Below are 18,959 nucleotides of genomic sequence, written 5' to 3' on the forward strand. Positions count from 1 at the left end.
ACCCTCGACGACCTGCACGAAGAGTCCGGCATCCCGGGCAACGCGGCGTTCTACCCTCGTCCTGGACGGCGGCGCCACCGCCGTCCAGCCCGCCGCCCTGCTCAGACCCGGCCCGCGGGCCGGCCTCGGCCTCCCGCCGCTCACGGAGGCCCCTGCAAAGGAGTCCTGATGCCACTCACCCGTCGCACCGCCCTCGCCGCGAGTGCCGCCGGAACGGCCGGTGCCCTCATCGGCGCCGCCGCCCGCCCGGCGCCGTCCGCCGCTGCCGCCGCCGACTACGTCATCCGCCACGACCAGCCCCGCCAGACGATCCTCGGCCTCGGCGTCGAGATCCAGTCCGACTCGATCGGCTCCGGCAACAACGGCCTGCCGGCGGCGACCACCTCCGTCCCGCACGACCTCGTCGCGTCCGAGCGCACCCGCATGTACCGCGACCTGTTGAAGATCCGCGACGACCGGGGCTTCCGCTACCTGCGGCTCGCCCTCGGCCTCTACCTGCGCGGCCTGGACAGCACCCAGAAGCAGATCATCGGCCGCTGGCCGACCCAGCTGGCGGAGCTCGCCGAACTGGTCGCCCAGTCCGGGATCGAGGGCGTGTCCGCCGAATACTGGTCGCCGGCGCCGGGCTGGAAGTCCAACGGCAGCTACGTCGGCGGCACGATCGCGTCCACCGACCCCGGCTGGCTCGACCAGTACGGCGACGCGATCGTGCGCGACCTGCAGTACCTGCGCGACAACGGCGTACCGGTGAAGATGTTCAGCCTGCAGAACGAGCCCAGCATCGGCTCCGTCGCCTACTCCTGCTGCACCTACAGCAACGACCAGTACTACAAGGCGTTCAAGGCGATCGCGCCGAAGATCCGCGCCGAGTTCCCCGGCATCGTCATCCACGCCGACGCCGAGAACGGCCAGCGCGGGCGGGGCGGCGCCCTCATCCGCGCCGACGCCACCGCACTGTCCCAGGTGGACGGCTGGTCGTTCCACCGCATCGGCAGCGACAGCAACGACCAGCTGCAGAACAACTACACCAGCGACGCCGCCGGCAAACCGGTGTTCAGCAACGAGTTCGAGTATCAGGTGCCGACCAGCGACTGGAAGATGGTCAACACCGCACAGTCGATCATGAACTGGATGACGTTCCAGAACTCGCCGACCTGGTTCTGGCTGCACGCACTCAAGCCGACCTACAACTCGGAGGCCTCCGGCTACTCGCTGGGCTTCTGGCGCCCCTATGACGACGACGACTTCACCAAGTACCCGACCATCGCCAAGGGACACTGGGACTACAACCCGCGCAACTTCAACGGCATCCACGGTTTCGTGAAGTACCTGCCGTGGAACTCGGTGCGCTACGCCGTCGACGAGGGCACGGTGCGCACCGAGCAGCGGATCATGGCGTGGAAGACGCCGCAGGGCAAGCTCGTCTTCGCCATGACGAACCGGAGCCTGTCCACGGTGACCTATACCGTCGACACCGGCAGCGTGCGGTCGTTCCAGGGCCAGCAGTACACGCCGACCGCCCGCAACACCAACCTGACCGACAAGACCGGCCCGGTGCTCACCCTCACCTTGCCACCGACGTCGGTCCAGTTCTGGATCGAGCGGCTGTGACCTTCGACGACCTGCTGGCGGGCCGCCCGCTGGTGGCGATCCTGCGGGGCGTGCCGCTGGCGCGGGCCGTGGAACTGGCGACCGCCGTGTGGGAGAGCGGGCTCGGCGTCGTCGAGGTGCCCATCCAGACCGGCGAGGCCGTCGACGTGCTGCGGGACCTCGCGTCCCGCGGCACGCCGGTCGGCGCCGGCACCGTGCGCAGCCCCGGCCAGGTCGCGATCGCGGCCGCGGCCGGCGCGGCGTTCACGGTGGCGCCGGGGTTCGACGCCGAGGTGGCCCGCGCCAGCCACGACGCCGGGCTGCCACACCTGCCCGGCGTCGCCACCGCTACCGACGTCCACCACGCGCTGCGGGCCGGCTGCGGCTGGCTCAAGGCGTTCCCCGCGGGGTCGCTCGGGCCGGGCTGGCTGCGCGAGTTGCGCGGCCCGTTCCCCGAGGCGCGCTTCGTCGCCACCGGCGGCATCGGCGCGCACAACGCCCGCGACTACCTCGGCGCGGGCGCGGCGGCACTCGGCGTCGGCGGCGCGGTCACCCGCGACGGCGGGCTCGCCGCCCTCCTCGACGTCCTGCGCCGCTGAGTCGACGTCGTGCGGCGCTGAGCCGCCGTCCTGCGTCGGCGAGTCGACGTCCTGCACCGCTGTCCGTCACAGGGCGATCTGCCCCGACAGGCCGAGGAAAGCGACCACGAGACTCAGCGCGACCAGCCACACCACCGGATGCTTGGCCCGTGGCAGGGGACCGGCGGGCACCGCGACCGCGGGGGCGAGGGCGGCGAGGACCGCCGTGCCCGCCAGGCCCAGCGCCACGAGCGACGCCATGACGCTCGAACCGCGCAGGACCGCCGCGGCGATGAGGGAGTCGTGCGGCGACCAGCCGTCGATCGCGGCGAGCCCGACCACACCCGCGACCGTGGGCAGCAGCACGGTAGTGACGCCCAGCGCCAGTGACGACAGGCCCAGGACCAGGGTGGCGGTGCGCAGCCGGGAGCGGTGGCGGGCCCTGGCGTGCAACGCCCAGACGGCCAGGAGCCAGCCGGTCACGGCGCCGGCGAGCAGCCCGGCGAGGGCCAGGGTGGTGACGGCGGCGGGCGCGGGGCGGTGGACGCTCACGATGAGATACACCGGGTCGCCCTCGCTCCACGAACCGCCGCCGTCGGGATCGCGGTCACCGAGCCGCGCCGCGACCCGCACGACCTGGTCGTCCTTCGAGGCCCAGAACACGCCGTCGGCGGAGGGCGGGTCGGTGCGCCAGCCGGCCGCGGCCATCCGCTCCCGGGAGCCGGCCAGCACGGCGGCGACGTCCTGGGTGCCGGTGCGCAGGCGCAGGTGGACCGCGCCGGGCGCGGGCTGCGGGCCGGTGTTGCCCTCGTCGCCCGGTGCCGTGCGCATGCCGAGCCAGTCCTGGTCCAGGGGGTCGCCCGGGTCGACGACGGGTGCCTGCGCCGGCTGCCCGAAGGCGACCTGCGCGGTCGCGGCACCGGCCGCGGCGGACGGCATCGTGGTCGACGCCTGCCAGCCGAGCCAGCCGGTGGCCGCGGCACCGCCGATCCCGACGAGGAGCGCGACGACGGTGGCGGTGACCGCACCGGCCGCGCCGGGCGGCGGCAGGAACCGGGCCCGGACCCCACCGGCGAGCAGGTCGACGGTCTCCCACGCCGTCGGGCGGCGCTGGCCGGGCGGCGCCGCGTCGAGCAGCGTGGTCAGGATCTCCGCGCCCTTGTCCCGCCGGAAACGGCGCGGATAGGCCAGCAGCAACCGCCGGTAGGCGCGTTCCAGCCCGGCGTCGTCGTTCATCGTCCGGCTCCGAACGCGTAGGCGAACCCGCCGGCCTCGTGGGTGCGCAGGCGGGCCGCGGCCATCGACGCGGCCGTGCGCATCCGCACCACCTCGGCGCCGAGCGCGGCGGACCCGGCGTCGGTCAGCCGGTAGTAGCGGCGCAGTCGCCCTTGCAGCGCCTCCTCCCGGTCCACCGCGAGGAGCCCCTCGCTGGTGAGCCGCTCCAGTGCGGCATACAGCGTGCCGGCGCGCAGCGTGACCCGCTCCCCGGACAGCCGGGCGACGGTCTGCATGATCCCGTAGCCGTGCTGGGGTCGCTCGGCGAGGGCGGTCAGGATGTAGAAGGTCGGCTCGTGCATCGCCATGCCGCGACTATACCGACGGTCGGTATATGCAAGCCATAGGTATTTCAGTCGATCATTGCGTGACCAGATACCTAGCAGTACTATGCATCGTACTTCTAGGGGTGATGCCGTGAAGGTTGCCAAGGACCTGGTGGCCGCGTCTGCCACGCCGATCGTGCTCGGCATCCTCGCCGAGGGCGAGAGTTACGGCTACGCGATCCTCAAGCGCATCAACGAGCTCTCCGGCGGCGAGCTGGACTGGACCGAGGGCCTGCTCTATCCGCTGCTGCACCGGCTCGAGCGACTCGGCCACGTCGAGTCGACCTGGCACGCGGTGACGGGGGAGCGGCGCCGCAAGTACTACCGCGTCACCGACCAGGGCCTCGCCGAGCTCGCCGAGCAGCGCCGCCAGTGGGACACCGTCGTCGACACGCTCAAGGAGATCTGGCGCGCCCCGTTCACCGTCATCCCATTGGAGAGCCCGTCATGACGACACCCGACGGCCACGAGGGCGCGCGCGAGGGTCTGGAGGCGCAGATCGGCCAGTGGCGCCAATACGTGCAGCGCCGCCGCGAGCTGCAGACGTCCGACGCCGACGAGCTCGAGGACCACCTCCGCGGCTCCGTCGACGAGCTCGTCGCCGCCGGCCTGAGCGAGGACGAGGCGTTCCTCGTCGCGGTCAAGCGCATGGGCAGCCTCGACGAGCTGTCCCGCGAGTTCGCCCGGGAGCACTCCGAGCGGCTGTGGAAGCAGCTGGTCCTCACCGGCGAGCCCGGCACCCCCGCCGCCGACACCAGGTCGCGCCGCACCCTCTGGGTGATGATCGGCTGCGCCGCCGGCGCCGCCGCGACGTTCAAGGTGCCGGCGCTGTTCGGCATGGACCTCGACGACGACGGCGTGTTCTACGCGACGAACATCAGCCTGTTCACCCTGCCCTGGCTGGCCGGCTTCCTCGCCTGGCGCCGGCAGGCCCCGCGCCCGCTGATCGCGATCCTGGTCGCCCTGTTCGCGCTCGGTGCCGTCGCCGCCAACGTTTACCAGCTCGACGAGGACTCGCAGTCGCTGGTCATCACCAGCATCCACCTGCCCATCGCGCTGTGGCTGGTGGTCGGCCTGGCGTATGTCGCCGACGACTGGCGCAACACCCGACGGCACATGGACTTCATCCGGTTCACCGGCGAGGTGTTCGTCTACTTCGTCCTGATCGCCCTCGGCGGCGGCGTCCTCATCGCGTTCATGGTCGGCACCTTCCAGGCCATCGGCGTCAAACCCGAGCGGTTCATCCTCGAGTGGCTGCTGCCGTGCGGCGCCATGGCCTCGGTCGTCGTCGCCGGCTGGCTCGTCGAGGCCAAGCAGAGCGTGGTCGAGAACATCGCGCCCGTCCTGACCCGCCTGTTCACCCCGCTGTTCACGGCGGTGCTGCTCGCGTTCCTCATCGCGGTGGGCGTGACCGCCTCCCGCATCGACGTCGAGCGTGAGGCCCTGATCCTGTTCGACCTGCTGCTGGTCGTGGTCCTGGGGCTGCTGCTGTACTCGATCTCCGCCCGCGACCCGTTCGCACCGCCCGGCGGGTTCGACAAGCTCCAGCTGGCCCTCGTCCTCAGCGCGCTGGCCATCGACACCCTGGTGCTGATCGAGATCACCGGCCGCGTCACCGAGTTCGGCACCACCCCGAACAAGGCCGCCGCGCTCGGCGAAAACGTGATCCTGCTGGTCAACCTCGCCGGCTCCGCGCTGCTCCTGCTGCGGTTCATCCGCCGCCAGGGCAGGTTCGCCGCGCTGGAGCTGTGGCAGACCCGCCACCTGCCGGTGTACGCCGCCTGGGCCTGGATCGTCGTCCTGCTCTTCCCGCCGCTGTTCAGCTTCGCCTGACCCGGCCCCAGGGGTAATACCCCCCGATTCCCCTACCCGTTGTCACGGCGGGCGGGGGGCGGGGGACCGTCCGGGCCGCCGTACCGGACGAGGACGATCGTGGCGGCGAGCAGTGCGGCGCAGGTGGCGAAAGCGAGCGGCGGGCCGCCGAGCCGGGCGACCGCGGCGACGCCCAGCCCGCACGCGATCGCGCCGACGTATTCGGCCTGGGCGAGCAGCGAATGGACGGTGGCCCGCACGTCGCTGCCCGTGTGCCGGTTGATCCAGATGGTGCCGAAGGTACGGGTCAACGGCAGCGCGCCCGCCGCCAGCAGCACCGCCACGCTGCCGGTGAGCTCCTCGGGTGCGACGGCGAGGCCGAGGGCGCCGGCCACCGCGACCCCGCAGGCGACGACGAACCCGCGCCGCACCGTGCGCCCGCCGTCGATGTGCGGCTGCACGGCGCGCAGCGCGACCGCGCCGAGCGGGAACGTCAGCGCGCCCAGCGCGGTGAGCCACGCGACGGGATCGGCGGGCAGGCCGAGGTCGACCAGCCGCAGCGGATACAGCCGCCCGAACGCGCCGGCGACGCCGTTGGCCAGCAGCGTCGCCGCGAACACGACGAGGAGCACGCGGCTGCCGCGTACCACGGCCGAACCGCGCCGCAGGATCACCCAGGACGCCGCCCACCGCCCGGTGCCGGCCCGGACGAACCGCCGCTCCGGGAATCCGACCACCACGACGGCGCCGAGCAGCAGCATGGCGACGCCGGCCACGATCATCGCCGGGGCGGGGCCGGTCAGCCAGGCCAGTCCGCCGACGCCGAGCAGGCCGGCGACGGCACCGGTCAGCTGGGCCCGGCCCGAACGGACCAGCACGGTCGGCACGCGCGCCGGGTCGTCGAGCTCGTCGCTGATCCAGGCGACGTCGGCGCCGCTGGCGAACGTCCAGGCCAGCCCCCACAGCATCTGTGTGGCGACCAGCGGCCAGAACCCGGTCACCAGGGCGGTGACCACCATCGCGGTGCCCATCAGCAGCTGGGACACGACCAGCGACCACTTGCGGCTGACGGTGTCGGCGAGGACGCCGGCCGGGATCTCGAACAGCAGCGCGACCGCCCCCTGCGCGACCCCGATCAGCACCAGGTCCGACGCCGGCAGGTGCGCCTCGACGACCAGGTAGACGCTGGTGACCAGCCACCAGCCGCGGTGCAGCACGGCCCGGCACCAGGTCCACCGCACGAAGACCGTGTCGAGCCGCGCCCCGCGCGAGGTGTCCGGCGACGTCACGGCACGACCGTACGGGCATCGTGCGGGTCGGCGCGGGCCCGTCCCGGCAACTACGCTCTGCGGCGTGCTGGAGAACATGTCGTGGTTGAACGAGCCGCGGGACTGGTCGATGCGCGACGGCGTGCTGCACGCGGTCACCGACCTGAGGACCGACTTCTGGCGCGCGACGTTCTACGGCTGGACCACCGACAACGGGCACTTCTTCCACCACGCGGCGACCGGCGACTTCACCGCCGAGGCCGTCGTGTCAGCCGCGCACACGACCCGGTTCGACCAGGCCGGCATGATGCTGCGGGCCGACGAACGCAACTGGCTCAAGACCGGCCTGGAGGTCACCTCCGGCGCGGTGCAGATCAGCACGGTCTTCACCCGCGGGTACTCGGACGTGTCGATGGCCCCGGTGGCAGGGTCGCCCAGCGAAGTCGCGATGCGGATCTCCCGCTTCGGCGCCGCGGTGACGGTGCACTACCGCGGCGACGACGGCCCGTGGCACCTGCTGCGCCTCGGCCACCTCGACCTGCCCGCCACCGTCGACGTCGGTCTCATGTGCTGCTCGCCGGAGCGCGCCGGGCTGCGGGCCACCTTCCGCGACTTCCGGATCGGTCCGCCGATGTCGCGGGACAACCTGGAGTAGCACGGTTGCGCATGGACGGGGCGGCCAGTTGTGTCAAGTTCCGTTAAGACCGGCCGGGACGGCTGAGGCTCGAAGACAGGGCCGCCGCGGTGGCGGTCCACCGGGCACTTGGAGGTCCTGATGACCGTCGTCGACGACAAGCCGCTGACCGAGGAGCAGGTGCGGGAGCTGGTGATCCGGGCGGGGATGCTGCTGCGCTTCCGGCCGGTGCCCGGGTCGGACCCGAAGCAGGCCAAACTGTGGTTACAGTCCGTCGCGGAGTACCTGGCGTCCGAGGCGCTGCGGCGGGTGCTGCGGCAGCTCGGCGTGGAGGTGCCGGCCGACCTTGCCAAGCCCGTCGAGGACCAGTCGGCGGTGCTGGACCACCTCACGCAGGTGATCGACGGTCACGACCGGCACGACGACAACCCCGCCCTGGCCGTCGCCGGTCTCGTCGGGCTCGCGTACCTCGGTCTGGTGACGTACGCGATCTACTGGAACGTCACGCAGGAGTCGTCCGGGGGAGAGAACCCGGATGCCGGATCCCCCGTCGACGGCGGCGCGTCAGGCTGAACCGGACGCGACGACACCGCGACGCACCGGAGGCCACGATGACCGAGCCTGACCAGCCACGCCTGATCCGCCACGCCGGTCGCACCATGGACCCGCGCACCGCAACACCGGCCCGGGCGGCGGCGAGCGTCGCCGGCCGGTCGCCGGGCGCGGGCGTGCGCAGCGTGGTGCAGTTCCGCCGGGCGCTGACCCGCGACGAGCGGGCCCGGGTCCAGCGCGAGCACGGCCTGGCATTGACGGACTACCTGCCCGACGGCGCCTACGTGGAGAGCGTGCCCGCCGACCGGGTCGCGGACCTGGAGCGGGACCCGCTGGTCCAAGCGGTCCTGGCGTTCGGCGCGGACCTGCGCCGGCCCGCCACCGGCGGCCGCAGGAGCCTGGTGCGTCGGCAGCGTCCACGGTACGAGGTGGCGCTGTTCGCCGACGCCGACGGCCCGACGGTCCTCGCCGAGCTGGCGGGCCTCGGGGCGCAGGAGCCGGTCGTGCTCGACGACCGGCCTCACGGGGGCACCGTCAAGATCCGGTTCGGACTGCCGGAGCCGGTGGAGCCGGCCCTGGACGGGATCGCCGGCCTCGACGACGTCCGATGGCTCGACGAGGTCGGCGAGGCGAAGCTCGACTCCTCCGAGGTGGCACCGCCGGTGGTGGCGGCCGTCGCCCGCGACTGGGCGGCGCCGCTGTGGCGGCTCGGCCTCACCGGCGCCGGCCAGGTCATCGGGGTCATGGACAGCCCGGTCGACCTCGGGCACCGGTTCTTCGCCGACCCGCAGCAGCAGGTCGGACCGTCGCACCGCAAGGTCACCGGGTACCGCAACGCGGTGGCGGAGCCGCCCGCCCGGCACGGCACGTTCGTCGCCGGAATCGCCGCCGGCGACGACCCGGGCCGGCCGGGCGGGCACCCCGACCGCGGCGTCGCGTGGGCCGCGCGGCTCACCTACGGCAACGCCGACGACATCGAACGCGCCGGCGTGCTCGCGTACCTTGCGGCGGCCGCCGCGGACGGGGCGCACGTGCACACCAACAGCTGGCACGACGAACCCGAGATCCAGTACGACCAGCTGGCCGCGGACCTCGACACGTTCACCTGGAACCACGAGGAGCACCTGGTCCTCGGGTCCGCCGGGAACCGTGGCGAGCGCATGGGCCCGCCCGGCACCGCGAAGAACGTCCTGTCGGTCGCGGCGTCACTGGGTCCGGCGCCGGCCGGGTTCGGTGACGGCGCGACCGGCCCGGCCGCCGACGGCCGCCACAAGCCGGAGGTGATGGCGCCCGGCTGCTCGATCCGCTCCGCCGTCGTCGGCACGGCCGCCGGCGTCGACCTCGACCGGCACGTCTTCGGCAGCCTGACGGCCATCTGCGCGAGCAGCTGGGCCACCCCGGCGGTCGCCGCCCTCGCCGCACTGGTCCGCCAGTACTACGTGGACGGGCACCACCCGGGCGGCCCGCTGGTGCCGTCCGCGGCGCTGCTGCGGGCCACCGTCATCGCCGGTTGCCTGCCCGACAGCCCCGGTTCGTACCCGAGTGACACCGGCGGCTGGGGTGCCGTCCGGGTCGACGAGACGCTGCGCGGGCCGCTGCTGGTCCGCGACGTGCGGCACGCCGGCGGCCTGGACACCGGCGAGAGCGCCACCCTCGAGGTCGACGTCGCCGGCCCGGCGCGGCCCCTCAGCGTGACGCTCGTCTGGACCGACCCGCCGGGGCTGGCCGGGTCGGACGCGCCGGCGGTCAACGCCCTCGACCTCACCGTCGAGCCACCGCACGGCGGGCCGCCACTGCACGGCAACGTCTTCGCCGGCGGGTTCTCAACCCCCGGCGAGGCATCGGGGCGGCGTGACACGGTCCAGCGCGTCCTGGTCCGCGAACCGGTTCCCGGGCGGTGGACCGTGCGCGTCACCGCGACCGCCGTTCACGTCGGCAACCCCGGCCAGGGGTACGCCCTGACGGTCGCCGGCGACATTGCACAGCTCTTCTGACATCAGCGAAGGAGGCACCACCATGCAACAGATCAAGGGTGTGCGGGCAGTGGTCCAGGGGGACCTGCCCGAGGAGATCATGGAGCGGATCGCGGTCGCCGTGCGGCGCACCGTCCTGCACGAGCTCGCCGACGTGGACCTCGGGCCGCGGCTGCGGCAGGTGCCGCTGCAGCCCGTGGCGAAGCCCGCGGCCGAGGACATCGGCGTGGTCGACTTCGTGCCGCCGCTGATCCCGTTCGTCCTCGGCATCTGGTTCCAGCCCGGTGAGGAGCCGCTCCTGCCGGACATCGGCGGGACGGTCGAAGGAGCGGTGGACGCATGAGCACGTGCCCGAGCAGCTCGTGCACGCCGGGGAACCTGCTGATCGGCATCGTCCGGCCCGACGGGACCCTCGCCGGGGTCAGCCCGCCGCTCGAACTCGACACCACCTTCGTGGAACGGGCCCAGGCCGGCGAACGGGCACCGGAGGCGCGGATGCGCTTCGCGGGACCGTGCGTCACGTCCCGCTGCCGGCAGTGGACCGGCGACCGGTGCGGCGTCGCCGACCTGATTGCCGACGCCGCACCCGGCGCCGGCCAGGAACCGGCCGGCCTGCCGCCGTGCCCGATCAGGGCGACGTGCCGGTGGTGGGCGCAGCGCGGCGCCGCCGCGTGCCGGATCTGCCCGTCCGTCGTGCACACCTGGCGCACCGACCCCAACGGGTGACCGGACCGGCCACCCTTTCCAAGCGGCGGGCCGCCGGGGGACACTGCGGTCAACCGTCCGTGGAGGATCGTGTGCGCGCGCTGCCCCGGCCAACGCTGCCCCCGGGACCACTCGCAGACCTGTTCGACGAGCTGCACCAGCTGCACCATCGGGCCGGCTGGCCCAGCCTGCGGCGGATGGCGGCCGAGGTCGGCTGCAGCCACACCACCATCGCCACCGCGTTCAGCGGCCCCCGGCCACCGCGCTGGGGGCTGCTGGAGCTCATCGTCGAGGCCCTCGGCGGCGACCCGGAACACTTCCGCGCCGGCTGGCTCGCCGCGACCCAGTCCGACCCCGACGAGACCACCGGCGGCCCGCCCGCGGCGGCGGCGTTCACCTACGTCACGCCGCGGGACCTGCCGGCACCGGCCGCGCCGTTCATCGGCCGGGCCGCGGAGTTCGCGCTCCTCGACGAGGCCCTCGCCGCGGCCCGCGCCGGCGACGCGTCCAACGTCGTGCTCATCGCCGGCCCGCCCGGCGTCGGCAAGACCAGCCTCGCCGTGGCGTGGAGCCACACCGTCGCCGACCGGCACCCCGACGGGCAGCTCCACCTGGACCTGCGCGGCTACGACGTGAGCCGCCCCCGCACCCCGTCCGCCGCCGCCGACGCGGTCCTCCGCCGGCTCGGCGTCGAGGCCTCGGCGTTGCCGCGGGAACTGAGCGAGAAGTCGGCGCTGCTGCGCTCCCACCTCGCCGACCGGCAGCTGCTCATGGTGCTGGACAACGCGCACTCCGCCGACCAGGTGTGGCCGCTGCTGCCCGGCCCGTCGTGCTTCGTCGTCATCACCAGCCGGGACAGCATCCCCGGGCTCGTTGCCCGTACCGGTGCCCGCCGGGTCCTGCTGGACCGCCTCGACGCGGCCACCGCCGCCGAACTGCTCACCAGGCTCCTCGGCGCGCCGGCCCACGCGGACCCGGACGCCGTCCGCGCCCTCGCCGTGCGCTGCGCGTACCTGCCGCTCGCGTTACGCGTCGCCGCCGAGGTCGTCACCCAGGACCCGCAGCAGCCGCTCGCCGAACAGGTGGCCCGCTTCGACCGCCGCACCGCCCGGCTCGACCTGCTCGACGCGGGCGGCGACGAGCGCACCGCCGTCCGGAGCGTCTTCTCCTGGTCGCTGCGCCGGCTCAGCGCACCCGCCAGGAACCTGTTCGAGCTGCTCGGCCTCAGCCCCGCCCGGCACCTCGACGACGACGCGGCGGCGGCGCTGCTCGGCGCCGGCCCGGCAGCCGGGGCCGCCGCCGTCGGTGAGCTGCTGCGCGCCCACCTGGTCGAGCGGCGCGCCGACACGTTCGGGCTGCACGACCTGCTCCGCGACTACGTGGTGGAACTCGCCGCGACCCGCCCCGAGGCCGAACGCCGCAACGCCCGCCTGCGGCTGTTCGAGCACTACGTCGCCGCGTGCCGGCGGGCCGTCGCGCAGGTGCGCACCGACCCCGACGCTGCCTGGCTGCGCCGGCACCGCTCCTCCCTCGTGGCGGTCGCCCGCTCCGCCGCGCAGGACAGCCCCGCCCTGTGCCTGGAACTCGCGTCGCTGCTGCACGGATACCTCGAGGGTGCCGGGCACTACAGCGACGCGATCGCGGTCCAGCGCACCGCCATCGAGGTCGCCCGCCGCCGCGGCGACGCCGGGCCGCTGTGCGCCGCCCTGTGCCGGCTCGCCGACGTCCTGCGCCGCGCCGGCGCCCTCACCGACTCCCTGGCCGCGGCGAGCGAGGCACTGACCATCGCCGAGGCGCTCGGCGAGCCGGTCCGCGTCGCCGGCGCGCTGCAGGCGTTGGCGGCCGTTCACGTCCGGCAGGGCCACAACGAGCTCGGCAGCGACGAGCTGGGCCGGGCCGCCGGCATCTTCCGCGACGTCGGCGACCGCGCCGGCGAGGCGGCCGCCGCGAACCGCCGCGGGATCGCCCTCATGCAGTTGGGCCGGCTCACGGAGGCATTGCAGCAGCACGAGCGGGCGTACACCGTCTACCGCGACCTCGACCTGCGGCTGCCGATGGGACGGGCCGCGAACAACCTGGGCGTCCTCTGCGTCCGGCTCGGCCGGTACGACCATGCCACCGCCGTCCTCACCGAGGCGCTGGGGCTGGCCCGGTCCACGGGCAACCGCGCCGGGGTCGGGGTGGCCCTGGCCAACCTCGGCGACGTCGCCGCCCGGCAGGGACGCTGGCAGGACGCCGCCGGCCACTTCCGCCAGGCGGTCGACGCCTGCGAACAGGTCGGGTACCTCGGTGGTCTCGCCGACGCCCGCCGCGGCCTCGGCCTGGCCGTCGCGCACCTCGGCGACCACGACGAGGGCCTCGCGTTGCTGCACGACGCGCTGCGCCTCGGCCGGCGCGTCGGCGACGCCGACATCGAGGCCGCCACCCTCATCGACATCGGCCACCTGCACCGGCTGACCGGCAAGGACGGCTCCGGCAGCTACCGGTCCGCGTTCGCCACGACCGTGACCACCGGCGACCTGTACCAGCGGGCCCGTGCCCTGGACGGCCAGGGCCACTGCGCCAGGGACGCGGGGCACCCGGACAGGGCGGCCGAGCACTGGCGCGCGGCGCTGGAGCTGTTCGAACGGCTCGGCGTCCCGGAAGCCGCCACCGTCCGTGCTGCCCTCGCCGACCTGTGAGCGGCGGCCGTCCTGCGCTTACAGGGGTGCGAGCCAGCTGGGCCAGACGACCATGATGTGCGCCGCGGCGACGTCCGCACCGGCGGTTCCGGCCAGCGTCGCGCCGAGGACCGCAGCGGACCCGACGACCGCGGTCAGCAGCACGTTCCACGACGTGACCAGGCTGGCGTCGGGCAGGGACGAGGACAGCGCCTCGTACACGGTGGTCGGCAGCGCGTCGGTGACGTGCATCGAGAACTCCGCGGGGGCGGCGAGGGCCTGCAGCGCCTGAATCCTGCCCTGCAGCTCGGCGCTCTGGTCGACGGTCAGCACCTTGCCGTCCGCCAGGGCCATGACCGCCCGGGTCGCCAGGCCCGCCAGCGCGGCCACCGGCGCGTCCCGCAGCGTCGCCACCTCGACCTGCCCCCAGGTGACCACGACGTCGCGGACCAGCTCCTCCTGCTCCTGCGGGGTCAGCACCGTCGCCAGGTCCTTGCTGTGCCCGGTGCCGAAGTTCTTGCTGTGCCCGGCACCGAAGTTCTTGCTGTGCCCCGCACTGACGTTCTTGCTGTGCCCCGCGGCGACGTCCTTGCTGTGGCTCATGGTGGGCTCCCGTCTCGTGACCGACCTCGATGCCCTCATTCTCATGGCGCCGGGACCGGGGTTGACGAAATTGGCCGGAACCCCGCCCGACCAGGTTGCCCGTCGGCCGGGGTTGCCCGTCGGCCGGGGTTGCCCGTCAGCCGCGGGGCGTCAGGTAGCCGCGGGAGAACGCTGCGGCCACGGCGGCCGCCCGGTCGTTGACGCCCAGCTTCGCGTACACGTGCAGCAGGTGGGTCTTGACGGTCGCCTCGCTGATGAACAGCTGCCGCGCCGCGTCGCGGTTCGTGGAGCCCTGCGCGATGAGCTCCACCACCTCCAGCTCACGCCGCGACAGCGGCTCCGACGCGGGCTGGCGCAGCTGCCCCATGAGCCGGGTCGCGACGGTGGGGGAGAGCACCGCCTCTCCGCGCGCGGCCGCCTCGACCGCGCGGAACAGCTCCTCCCTGGGCGCGTCCTTGAGCAGGTAGCCGGTGGCGCCCGCCTGGATGGCGGGCAGGACGTCGCTGTCGGTGTCATACGTGGTGAGCACCAGGATCCGGGCCGGCACCCCACGCCTGGCCAGCTCCTGAATGGCGGTGACCCCGTCGGTCCGCGGCATCCGCAGGTCCATCAGGATCACGTCGGGCTGGAGCCGCTCCCCGGCAGCGACGGCCTCCGCGCCGTCCCCGGCCTCGCCGAGCACCTCGAAGCGCGGGTCGGCGCTGAACATGCCGCGCAGCCCGTCCCGCACCACCGGGTGATCGTCGACGATCAACAGCGAGATCACTCTCCACCTCCAGCTGGAATGGCCGGTACCGTCGCTGAGATCGCCGTGCCACCGCCCGGTTCCGACTCGATCTCCAGCCGCCCCGCGAGGCGCTGCACCCGCTGCCGCATGCCGACGAGGCCGAATCCTTGGTCGCGGGCGCCGTTGACGCGCCTGGCGTTCGGCTCGAAGCCCACTCCGTCGTCGCGCACGTCGAGGGTCACCAGGTCCTCCATGTAGGACAGGGTCAGGCCGACCCGGCTCGCCCGCGCGTGCTTGGCGACGTTCGCGAGCGCCTCCTGCGCGGTCCGCAGCAGCGCCACCTCGACGTCGGTGTGCATCGGCCGGGCGTCGCCGGTGGTGGTCAGCGCCGCGTCGATCAGGTTGACCTCCGACCACCGCCTGGCCACCTCGCCGATCGCATCCGGGAGACGGGCCTCGGCGAGCGCCGCCGGCTGCACCGCGTGGACCGTCTGGCGGGCCTCGGTGAGGCTCTCCCGGGCCAGGTTCATCGCGTTCGTCATGTGCTGGCGCACCGCCGCCGGCTGGTCCAGGGTCTGCTCGGCGGCCTGGAGCTGGGTGAGGATGCCCGCCAGGCTCTGCGCGAGCGTGTCGTGGATCTCCCGCGCCATCCGTTGCCGCTCGTCGAGCACCCCCGCCTCACGCGCGTGCACCATCAGCTGCGCGTGCAGGGCGGCGTTCTCCGCGAGGGCGGTCTCCAGCTTGACGTTGGCCTTGTGCAACTCGGCGAGCGCCTGCTTCTGCCTGTCGTTGCGGTGCTCGGCCATCTCGGTGAAGTAGAAGACGGCGCCGGCCAGCACCGAGGAGACCGCACCGACGGCCAGCCACGCCCACCACAGGCCGTCGCCGCTGATGTTGGCCAGCCCGCCCATGAACGCGATCGCCGAGATCATCGCGGTGGCGACGACACCGGCGTACCGCCAGCGGCCGCGCAGGCACTGGAACGCCTGCGGGTAGCCGAGGAAGGCGAAGAAGCCGTACCAGGGCGCGATCGCCACCAGCGCGGCGGCCAGCGCGAGGAGCCCGATGTAGTACAGGCCCATCAGCAGCCGCTTGTCGTGCCACTGCGGGTGCAGCGTGTAGAACCACAGCAGCCAGAGCGCGGCCACGAGCGACAGTCCGAGCACCGTGGTGAGCTGCCCCGACACGTGCCAGAGCGGCTCCAGCAGGGTGATGGTGACACTGACCGCCAGCAGCAGGTACGGCATCACCTTGAGCGCCGCGGTCTCCTTGCGCTCCCACCGGTCGAACTCCTCGCGCAGCTCGGCCTCGATGCTCACCTCTTACTCCCACCGGAAGTGTCGTGCGGCCAGCCCTCCGGCCAGGATCGTCCACCCCACCAGGACCGCAAGGTGCAGCGGATGCGGCCAGTGACCTGCGGTGGCGTCCTGCAATGATTGCACGCCGGCGCCGAGCGGCGTGTAGTCGCTGATCGTGTGCAGGACATCGTTCATCGTGTCGCGGGGCACCCAGAGCCCGGCGAAGAAGACCAGCGGGAAGAACACCAGGGACCCGATCGCACTGGCGCTCCTGCCACTCGGCGCGAGCGCGGCGACCAGCAGCCCGATCGCGAACATCGCCAGCGCCACGAGCAGGTAGCTGACCAGGTACGCCGGCAGCTGTCCCGGCAGCCCGACGTCGAAGCCGAACCGGCCGATCGCCAGCATGACCAGCATCGTGACCACGGACATTGCCGTGGCCATCAGCAGCTGCGCGCCGATCATGACCCCCGGCTTGACCGGTGTGGTCCGCAACCGGCGCAGCACACCCTTCTCGCGGTACGTGGCGAACAGCTGCGACAGACCACTGAGCGCGAACAGCGCGATACCCATCGCGACGATGATCGGCAGGTAGATGTCGATCATCCGCATGCCGCCGAGCTCCTCGACGGGTTCGCGCATCGACGGGACCAGGCCGAGGACGACGAGCAGGACCGGGGCGAACGCGACTGCGAAGAACACGACGATCGGCTCGCGCAGGAACAGCCTGGTCTCCACGGCGGTGAGCTTGAACAGGGCGGACATGGTGCGCTCCTCAGGAGTCGATGCGGCGGCCGGTGAGCGCGACGAACGCGTCGTCGAGCGTGGTCTGCTCGACGCGCAGGTCGGCCGCGGCGACCTGGTGGCGGGCAAGGACAGTGGTCACCGCGAACAGCAGGTTCCCCGTGCCGGTCACGACGAGCTGGCCGCCGGCCCGTTCGACGGACACGACCTCCGGCAACGCGGTCAGCACGGCATGATCCAGCGGCACGGACGGGCGGAACCGGATCCGCTGCCGCTCGTCGACCCTCGCAACGAGCCCCGCGGGCGTGTCGAGCGCGACGAGCCGGCCCGCGTCGATCACGGCCAACCGGTCGCAGAGCCGCTCGGCCTCCTCCATGAAGTGCGTGACCAGCAGGATCGTGACGCCGCGGTCACGGATACGCTCGATAAGGTCCCACGCGTCGCGCCGTGCCTGCGGGTCGAGCCCGGTGGTAACCTCGTCGAGCACCGCCACCTTCGGGTTGCCGACCAGCGCGAGCGCGATCGACAGGCGCTGCTGCTGCCCACCGGACAGCCGCCGGAACTGGGTGCCGAGCTTGCTGGTGAGGTGCAGGGTCTCGATCAGCTCACGCCAGTCCGCCGGGTTGCGGTAGAAGGAGCTGTAGAGCTCCATCGCCTCGCCGACCTTGAGCTTGTCGGGCAGCTCACTGCGCTGCAGCTGCGCGCCGAGCAACTGCCGCAGCTCCCCGTCGTCGCGCTGCGGATCGATGCCACAGACCGTGATGGAGCCACCGTCGGCGGCCCGCAACCCCTCGATGCACTCGACGGTGGTCGTCTTGCCCGCACCGTTGGGCCCCAGGATGCCGAAGATCTCACCCGGCTCGACGGCGAAACTGATCCCGTCGACCGCGGTGTGCCCGCCGTACCGCTTGACGAGGCCGTCAACCTCGATGATTGCCATACCGGAAGCCTGCCGCCCGCGGCCCCGCACCGAATCGACCACGCAGCCACGGCCAGAGCGGACCGTGGCGGGCCCGCCGATCAACCGATCGGTGGACCGCCGCATCAACCACCGCTGCACTCCGGCCCGCGGCCCGCTCGACCTGAGGACACGGTGATAGACCTGAGGGACGCGCTGACAACCCGGTCGTCACCGCGATCGCGGGCGCCCGAGCAACTCGCCCACACGTAATACACCGTGACGTCGACCGTCCCGCTGGCCCGCCAAGCACGTCAACGGTCCCGCCGGCCCGGCCGAGGACGTCCGGGTGTCCCACTGGGCCTGGCCGAGGACATTGACTCGCACCGCCCGCCCGCCCGCCCGCCCGCCCGTCGCGCCGCCCGCCCGCCCGTCGCGCCGCCCGCCCGTCGCACCGACCGCTTGTCGGCACGGACGGCCGCCGGCTCGGATCGCCGTCGCACGCCTGCCGCGCCGCGCGTCCGTCGGCATGGATCGTCCGTCGGCATGGACGTCCGTCGGCACGGATCGCCCGCCGGCACGGACGTCCGCCGACACAGACCGGTCGGCAGCCAATCGGGCACGGAGACCCTGGGCGCCGAACGGCAGGGACCGAGGCCGGCTTGCGGCCGAACCTGATCCTGTGCGTGACGCTCGCCGCACCGACGTTCGTCGCACCGACGACGGCCGGCACGGATCGCTTGCCGCACGGATCGCCCGCTGGCATGGACCTGCCGGCCACAGAGGCCCTGGGCGCCGAACGGCAGGGACCGAGGCCGGCTTGCGGCCGAACCTGATCCTGTGCGTGACGCTCGCCGCGCCGACGCTCGCTGCACGGACGGCGGCCGGCACGACCGCCCGCCGCACGGATCGCCCGCTGACACGGACCGGTCGGCAGCCGGCCGGCCGCAGAGGGCTCCGGGCGCCGAACGGCAGGGACCGAGGCCGGTCCGTGGCCGAACCTGATCCTGTGCGTGACGCTCGCCGCGCCGACGCTCGCCGCAGGGACGGCGGCCGGCACGGATCGCCCGCCGCAGGGATCGCCCGCTGGCGCGACCCGGTCGGCAGCCGGCCAGCCACGGAGATACCGGGCGCCGTGCGGCAGCAGCCGAGGCCGGCCGGCGACCGAACCTGATCCTGCGCGACCAGGCACCGCGCTCCGCGCGACAGGCACCGCGCTCCGCGCGACAGGCACCGCGCTCCGCGCGACAGGCACCGCGCTCCGCGCGACAGGCACCGCGCTCCGCGCGACCAGCACCGCGCTCCGCGCGACGAGC

Annotated in this window: 18 protein-coding genes; 10 read left to right on the forward strand and 8 right to left on the reverse strand. The window is 73.4% G+C overall.

What is annotated here, in order from left to right:
• The first annotated feature begins 168 nt into the window (after positions 1 to 168).
• Both AB0K00_RS36170 and AB0K00_RS36175 read left to right on the forward strand, forming a co-directional pair.
• Positions 169 to 1,611, forward strand: a complete 1,443-nt coding sequence (locus AB0K00_RS36170) for a hypothetical protein (protein WP_363530144.1) — start codon at positions 169 to 171, stop codon at positions 1,609 to 1,611.
• On the forward strand, positions 1,608 to 2,189 hold the full coding sequence (locus tag AB0K00_RS36175) for a bifunctional 4-hydroxy-2-oxoglutarate aldolase/2-dehydro-3-deoxy-phosphogluconate aldolase (RefSeq protein ID WP_363530147.1): 582 nt from the start codon (positions 1,608 to 1,610) through the stop codon (positions 2,187 to 2,189). Before AB0K00_RS36170 ends, AB0K00_RS36175 begins: the two co-directional genes overlap by 4 nt.
• 66 nt (positions 2,190 to 2,255) lie before the next feature.
• Here AB0K00_RS36175 and AB0K00_RS36180 read toward each other — a convergent pair whose 3' ends face one another.
• Positions 2,256 to 3,404: a hypothetical protein gene (locus AB0K00_RS36180; protein ID WP_363530149.1), complete on the reverse strand. Its 1,149-nt coding sequence runs from the start codon at positions 3,402 to 3,404 to the stop codon at positions 2,256 to 2,258.
• Positions 3,401 to 3,745 carry a helix-turn-helix transcriptional regulator gene (locus AB0K00_RS36185; RefSeq protein WP_363530444.1) on the reverse strand — a complete coding sequence of 115 codons (345 nt, stop codon included), beginning with the start codon at positions 3,743 to 3,745 and terminating at the stop codon, positions 3,401 to 3,403. Before AB0K00_RS36185 ends, AB0K00_RS36180 begins: the two co-directional genes overlap by 4 nt.
• A 115-nt stretch (positions 3,746 to 3,860) precedes the next feature.
• On the opposite strand from AB0K00_RS36185, the gene AB0K00_RS36190 reads away from it, so the two are divergent.
• A complete protein-coding gene (locus tag AB0K00_RS36190) occupies positions 3,861 to 4,220 on the forward strand; it encodes a PadR family transcriptional regulator (RefSeq protein WP_363530152.1) in 360 nt (119 codons plus the stop codon).
• Positions 4,217 to 5,602: a permease prefix domain 1-containing protein gene (locus AB0K00_RS36195; protein ID WP_363530155.1), complete on the forward strand. Its 1,386-nt coding sequence runs from the start codon at positions 4,217 to 4,219 to the stop codon at positions 5,600 to 5,602. The genes AB0K00_RS36190 and AB0K00_RS36195 overlap by 4 nt, the downstream gene beginning before the upstream one ends.
• Before the next feature lie 32 nt (positions 5,603 to 5,634).
• Here the strand turns inward: AB0K00_RS36195 and AB0K00_RS36200 are convergent, their stop codons facing one another.
• Positions 5,635 to 6,870 carry an MFS transporter gene (locus tag AB0K00_RS36200; RefSeq protein ID WP_363530158.1) on the reverse strand — a complete coding sequence of 412 codons (1,236 nt, stop codon included), beginning with the start codon at positions 6,868 to 6,870 and terminating at the stop codon, positions 5,635 to 5,637.
• A gap of 64 nt (positions 6,871 to 6,934) precedes the next feature.
• On the opposite strand from AB0K00_RS36200, the gene AB0K00_RS36205 reads away from it, so the two are divergent.
• The 6 genes from AB0K00_RS36205 (at position 6,935) to AB0K00_RS36230 (ending at position 13,394) form a co-directional block, all read left to right on the forward strand.
• Positions 6,935 to 7,504 (forward strand): DUF1349 domain-containing protein, encoded by a 570-nt coding sequence (locus AB0K00_RS36205; protein ID WP_363530161.1) that lies wholly within the window; start codon positions 6,935 to 6,937, stop codon positions 7,502 to 7,504.
• 120 nt (positions 7,505 to 7,624) lie between these two features.
• A complete protein-coding gene (locus AB0K00_RS36210; protein ID WP_363530164.1) occupies positions 7,625 to 8,056 on the forward strand; it encodes a hypothetical protein in 432 nt (143 codons plus the stop codon).
• Positions 8,057 to 8,094: 38 nt separating this feature from the next.
• A complete protein-coding gene (locus AB0K00_RS36215; RefSeq protein ID WP_363530167.1) occupies positions 8,095 to 10,029 on the forward strand; it encodes a S8 family serine peptidase in 1,935 nt (644 codons plus the stop codon).
• A 22-nt stretch (positions 10,030 to 10,051) separates the two neighbouring features.
• The gene (locus AB0K00_RS36220; protein WP_363530169.1) at positions 10,052 to 10,351 is read left to right on the forward strand and encodes a hypothetical protein; all 300 of its coding nucleotides are present in this window, start codon (positions 10,052 to 10,054) and stop codon (positions 10,349 to 10,351) included.
• The gene (locus AB0K00_RS36225) at positions 10,348 to 10,734 is read left to right on the forward strand and encodes a hypothetical protein (RefSeq protein ID WP_363530172.1); all 387 of its coding nucleotides are present in this window, start codon (positions 10,348 to 10,350) and stop codon (positions 10,732 to 10,734) included. The genes AB0K00_RS36220 and AB0K00_RS36225 overlap by 4 nt, the downstream gene beginning before the upstream one ends.
• A gap of 71 nt (positions 10,735 to 10,805) precedes the next feature.
• Positions 10,806 to 13,394, forward strand: a complete 2,589-nt coding sequence (locus tag AB0K00_RS36230; protein WP_363530175.1) for a tetratricopeptide repeat protein — start codon at positions 10,806 to 10,808, stop codon at positions 13,392 to 13,394.
• An 18-nt stretch (positions 13,395 to 13,412) separates the two neighbouring features.
• Here the strand turns inward: AB0K00_RS36230 and AB0K00_RS36235 are convergent, their stop codons facing one another.
• The 5 genes from AB0K00_RS36235 to AB0K00_RS36255 all read right to left on the reverse strand — a co-directional run bounded on the left by AB0K00_RS36235 (position 13,413) and on the right by AB0K00_RS36255 (position 17,685).
• Positions 13,413 to 13,976, reverse strand: a complete 564-nt coding sequence (locus tag AB0K00_RS36235; RefSeq protein ID WP_363530178.1) for a hypothetical protein — start codon at positions 13,974 to 13,976, stop codon at positions 13,413 to 13,415.
• Between the two features lie 136 nt (positions 13,977 to 14,112).
• Positions 14,113 to 14,742 carry a response regulator transcription factor gene (locus tag AB0K00_RS36240; protein ID WP_363530181.1) on the reverse strand — a complete coding sequence of 210 codons (630 nt, stop codon included), beginning with the start codon at positions 14,740 to 14,742 and terminating at the stop codon, positions 14,113 to 14,115.
• Positions 14,739 to 16,022, reverse strand: a complete 1,284-nt coding sequence (locus AB0K00_RS36245; protein WP_363530184.1) for a sensor histidine kinase — start codon at positions 16,020 to 16,022, stop codon at positions 14,739 to 14,741. Before AB0K00_RS36245 ends, AB0K00_RS36240 begins: the two co-directional genes overlap by 4 nt.
• Positions 16,023 to 16,025: 3 nt before the next feature.
• On the reverse strand, positions 16,026 to 16,766 hold the full coding sequence (locus tag AB0K00_RS36250) for an ABC transporter permease (protein ID WP_363530187.1): 741 nt from the start codon (positions 16,764 to 16,766) through the stop codon (positions 16,026 to 16,028).
• Positions 16,767 to 16,776: 10 nt separating this feature from the next.
• Positions 16,777 to 17,685 carry an ABC transporter ATP-binding protein gene (locus tag AB0K00_RS36255; protein ID WP_363530190.1) on the reverse strand — a complete coding sequence of 303 codons (909 nt, stop codon included), beginning with the start codon at positions 17,683 to 17,685 and terminating at the stop codon, positions 16,777 to 16,779.
• Positions 17,686 to 18,959 lie beyond the last annotated feature (1,274 nt).

The organism is Dactylosporangium sp. NPDC049525 (assembly GCF_040676755.1).
Classification (GTDB): domain Bacteria; phylum Actinomycetota; class Actinomycetes; order Mycobacteriales; family Micromonosporaceae; genus Dactylosporangium.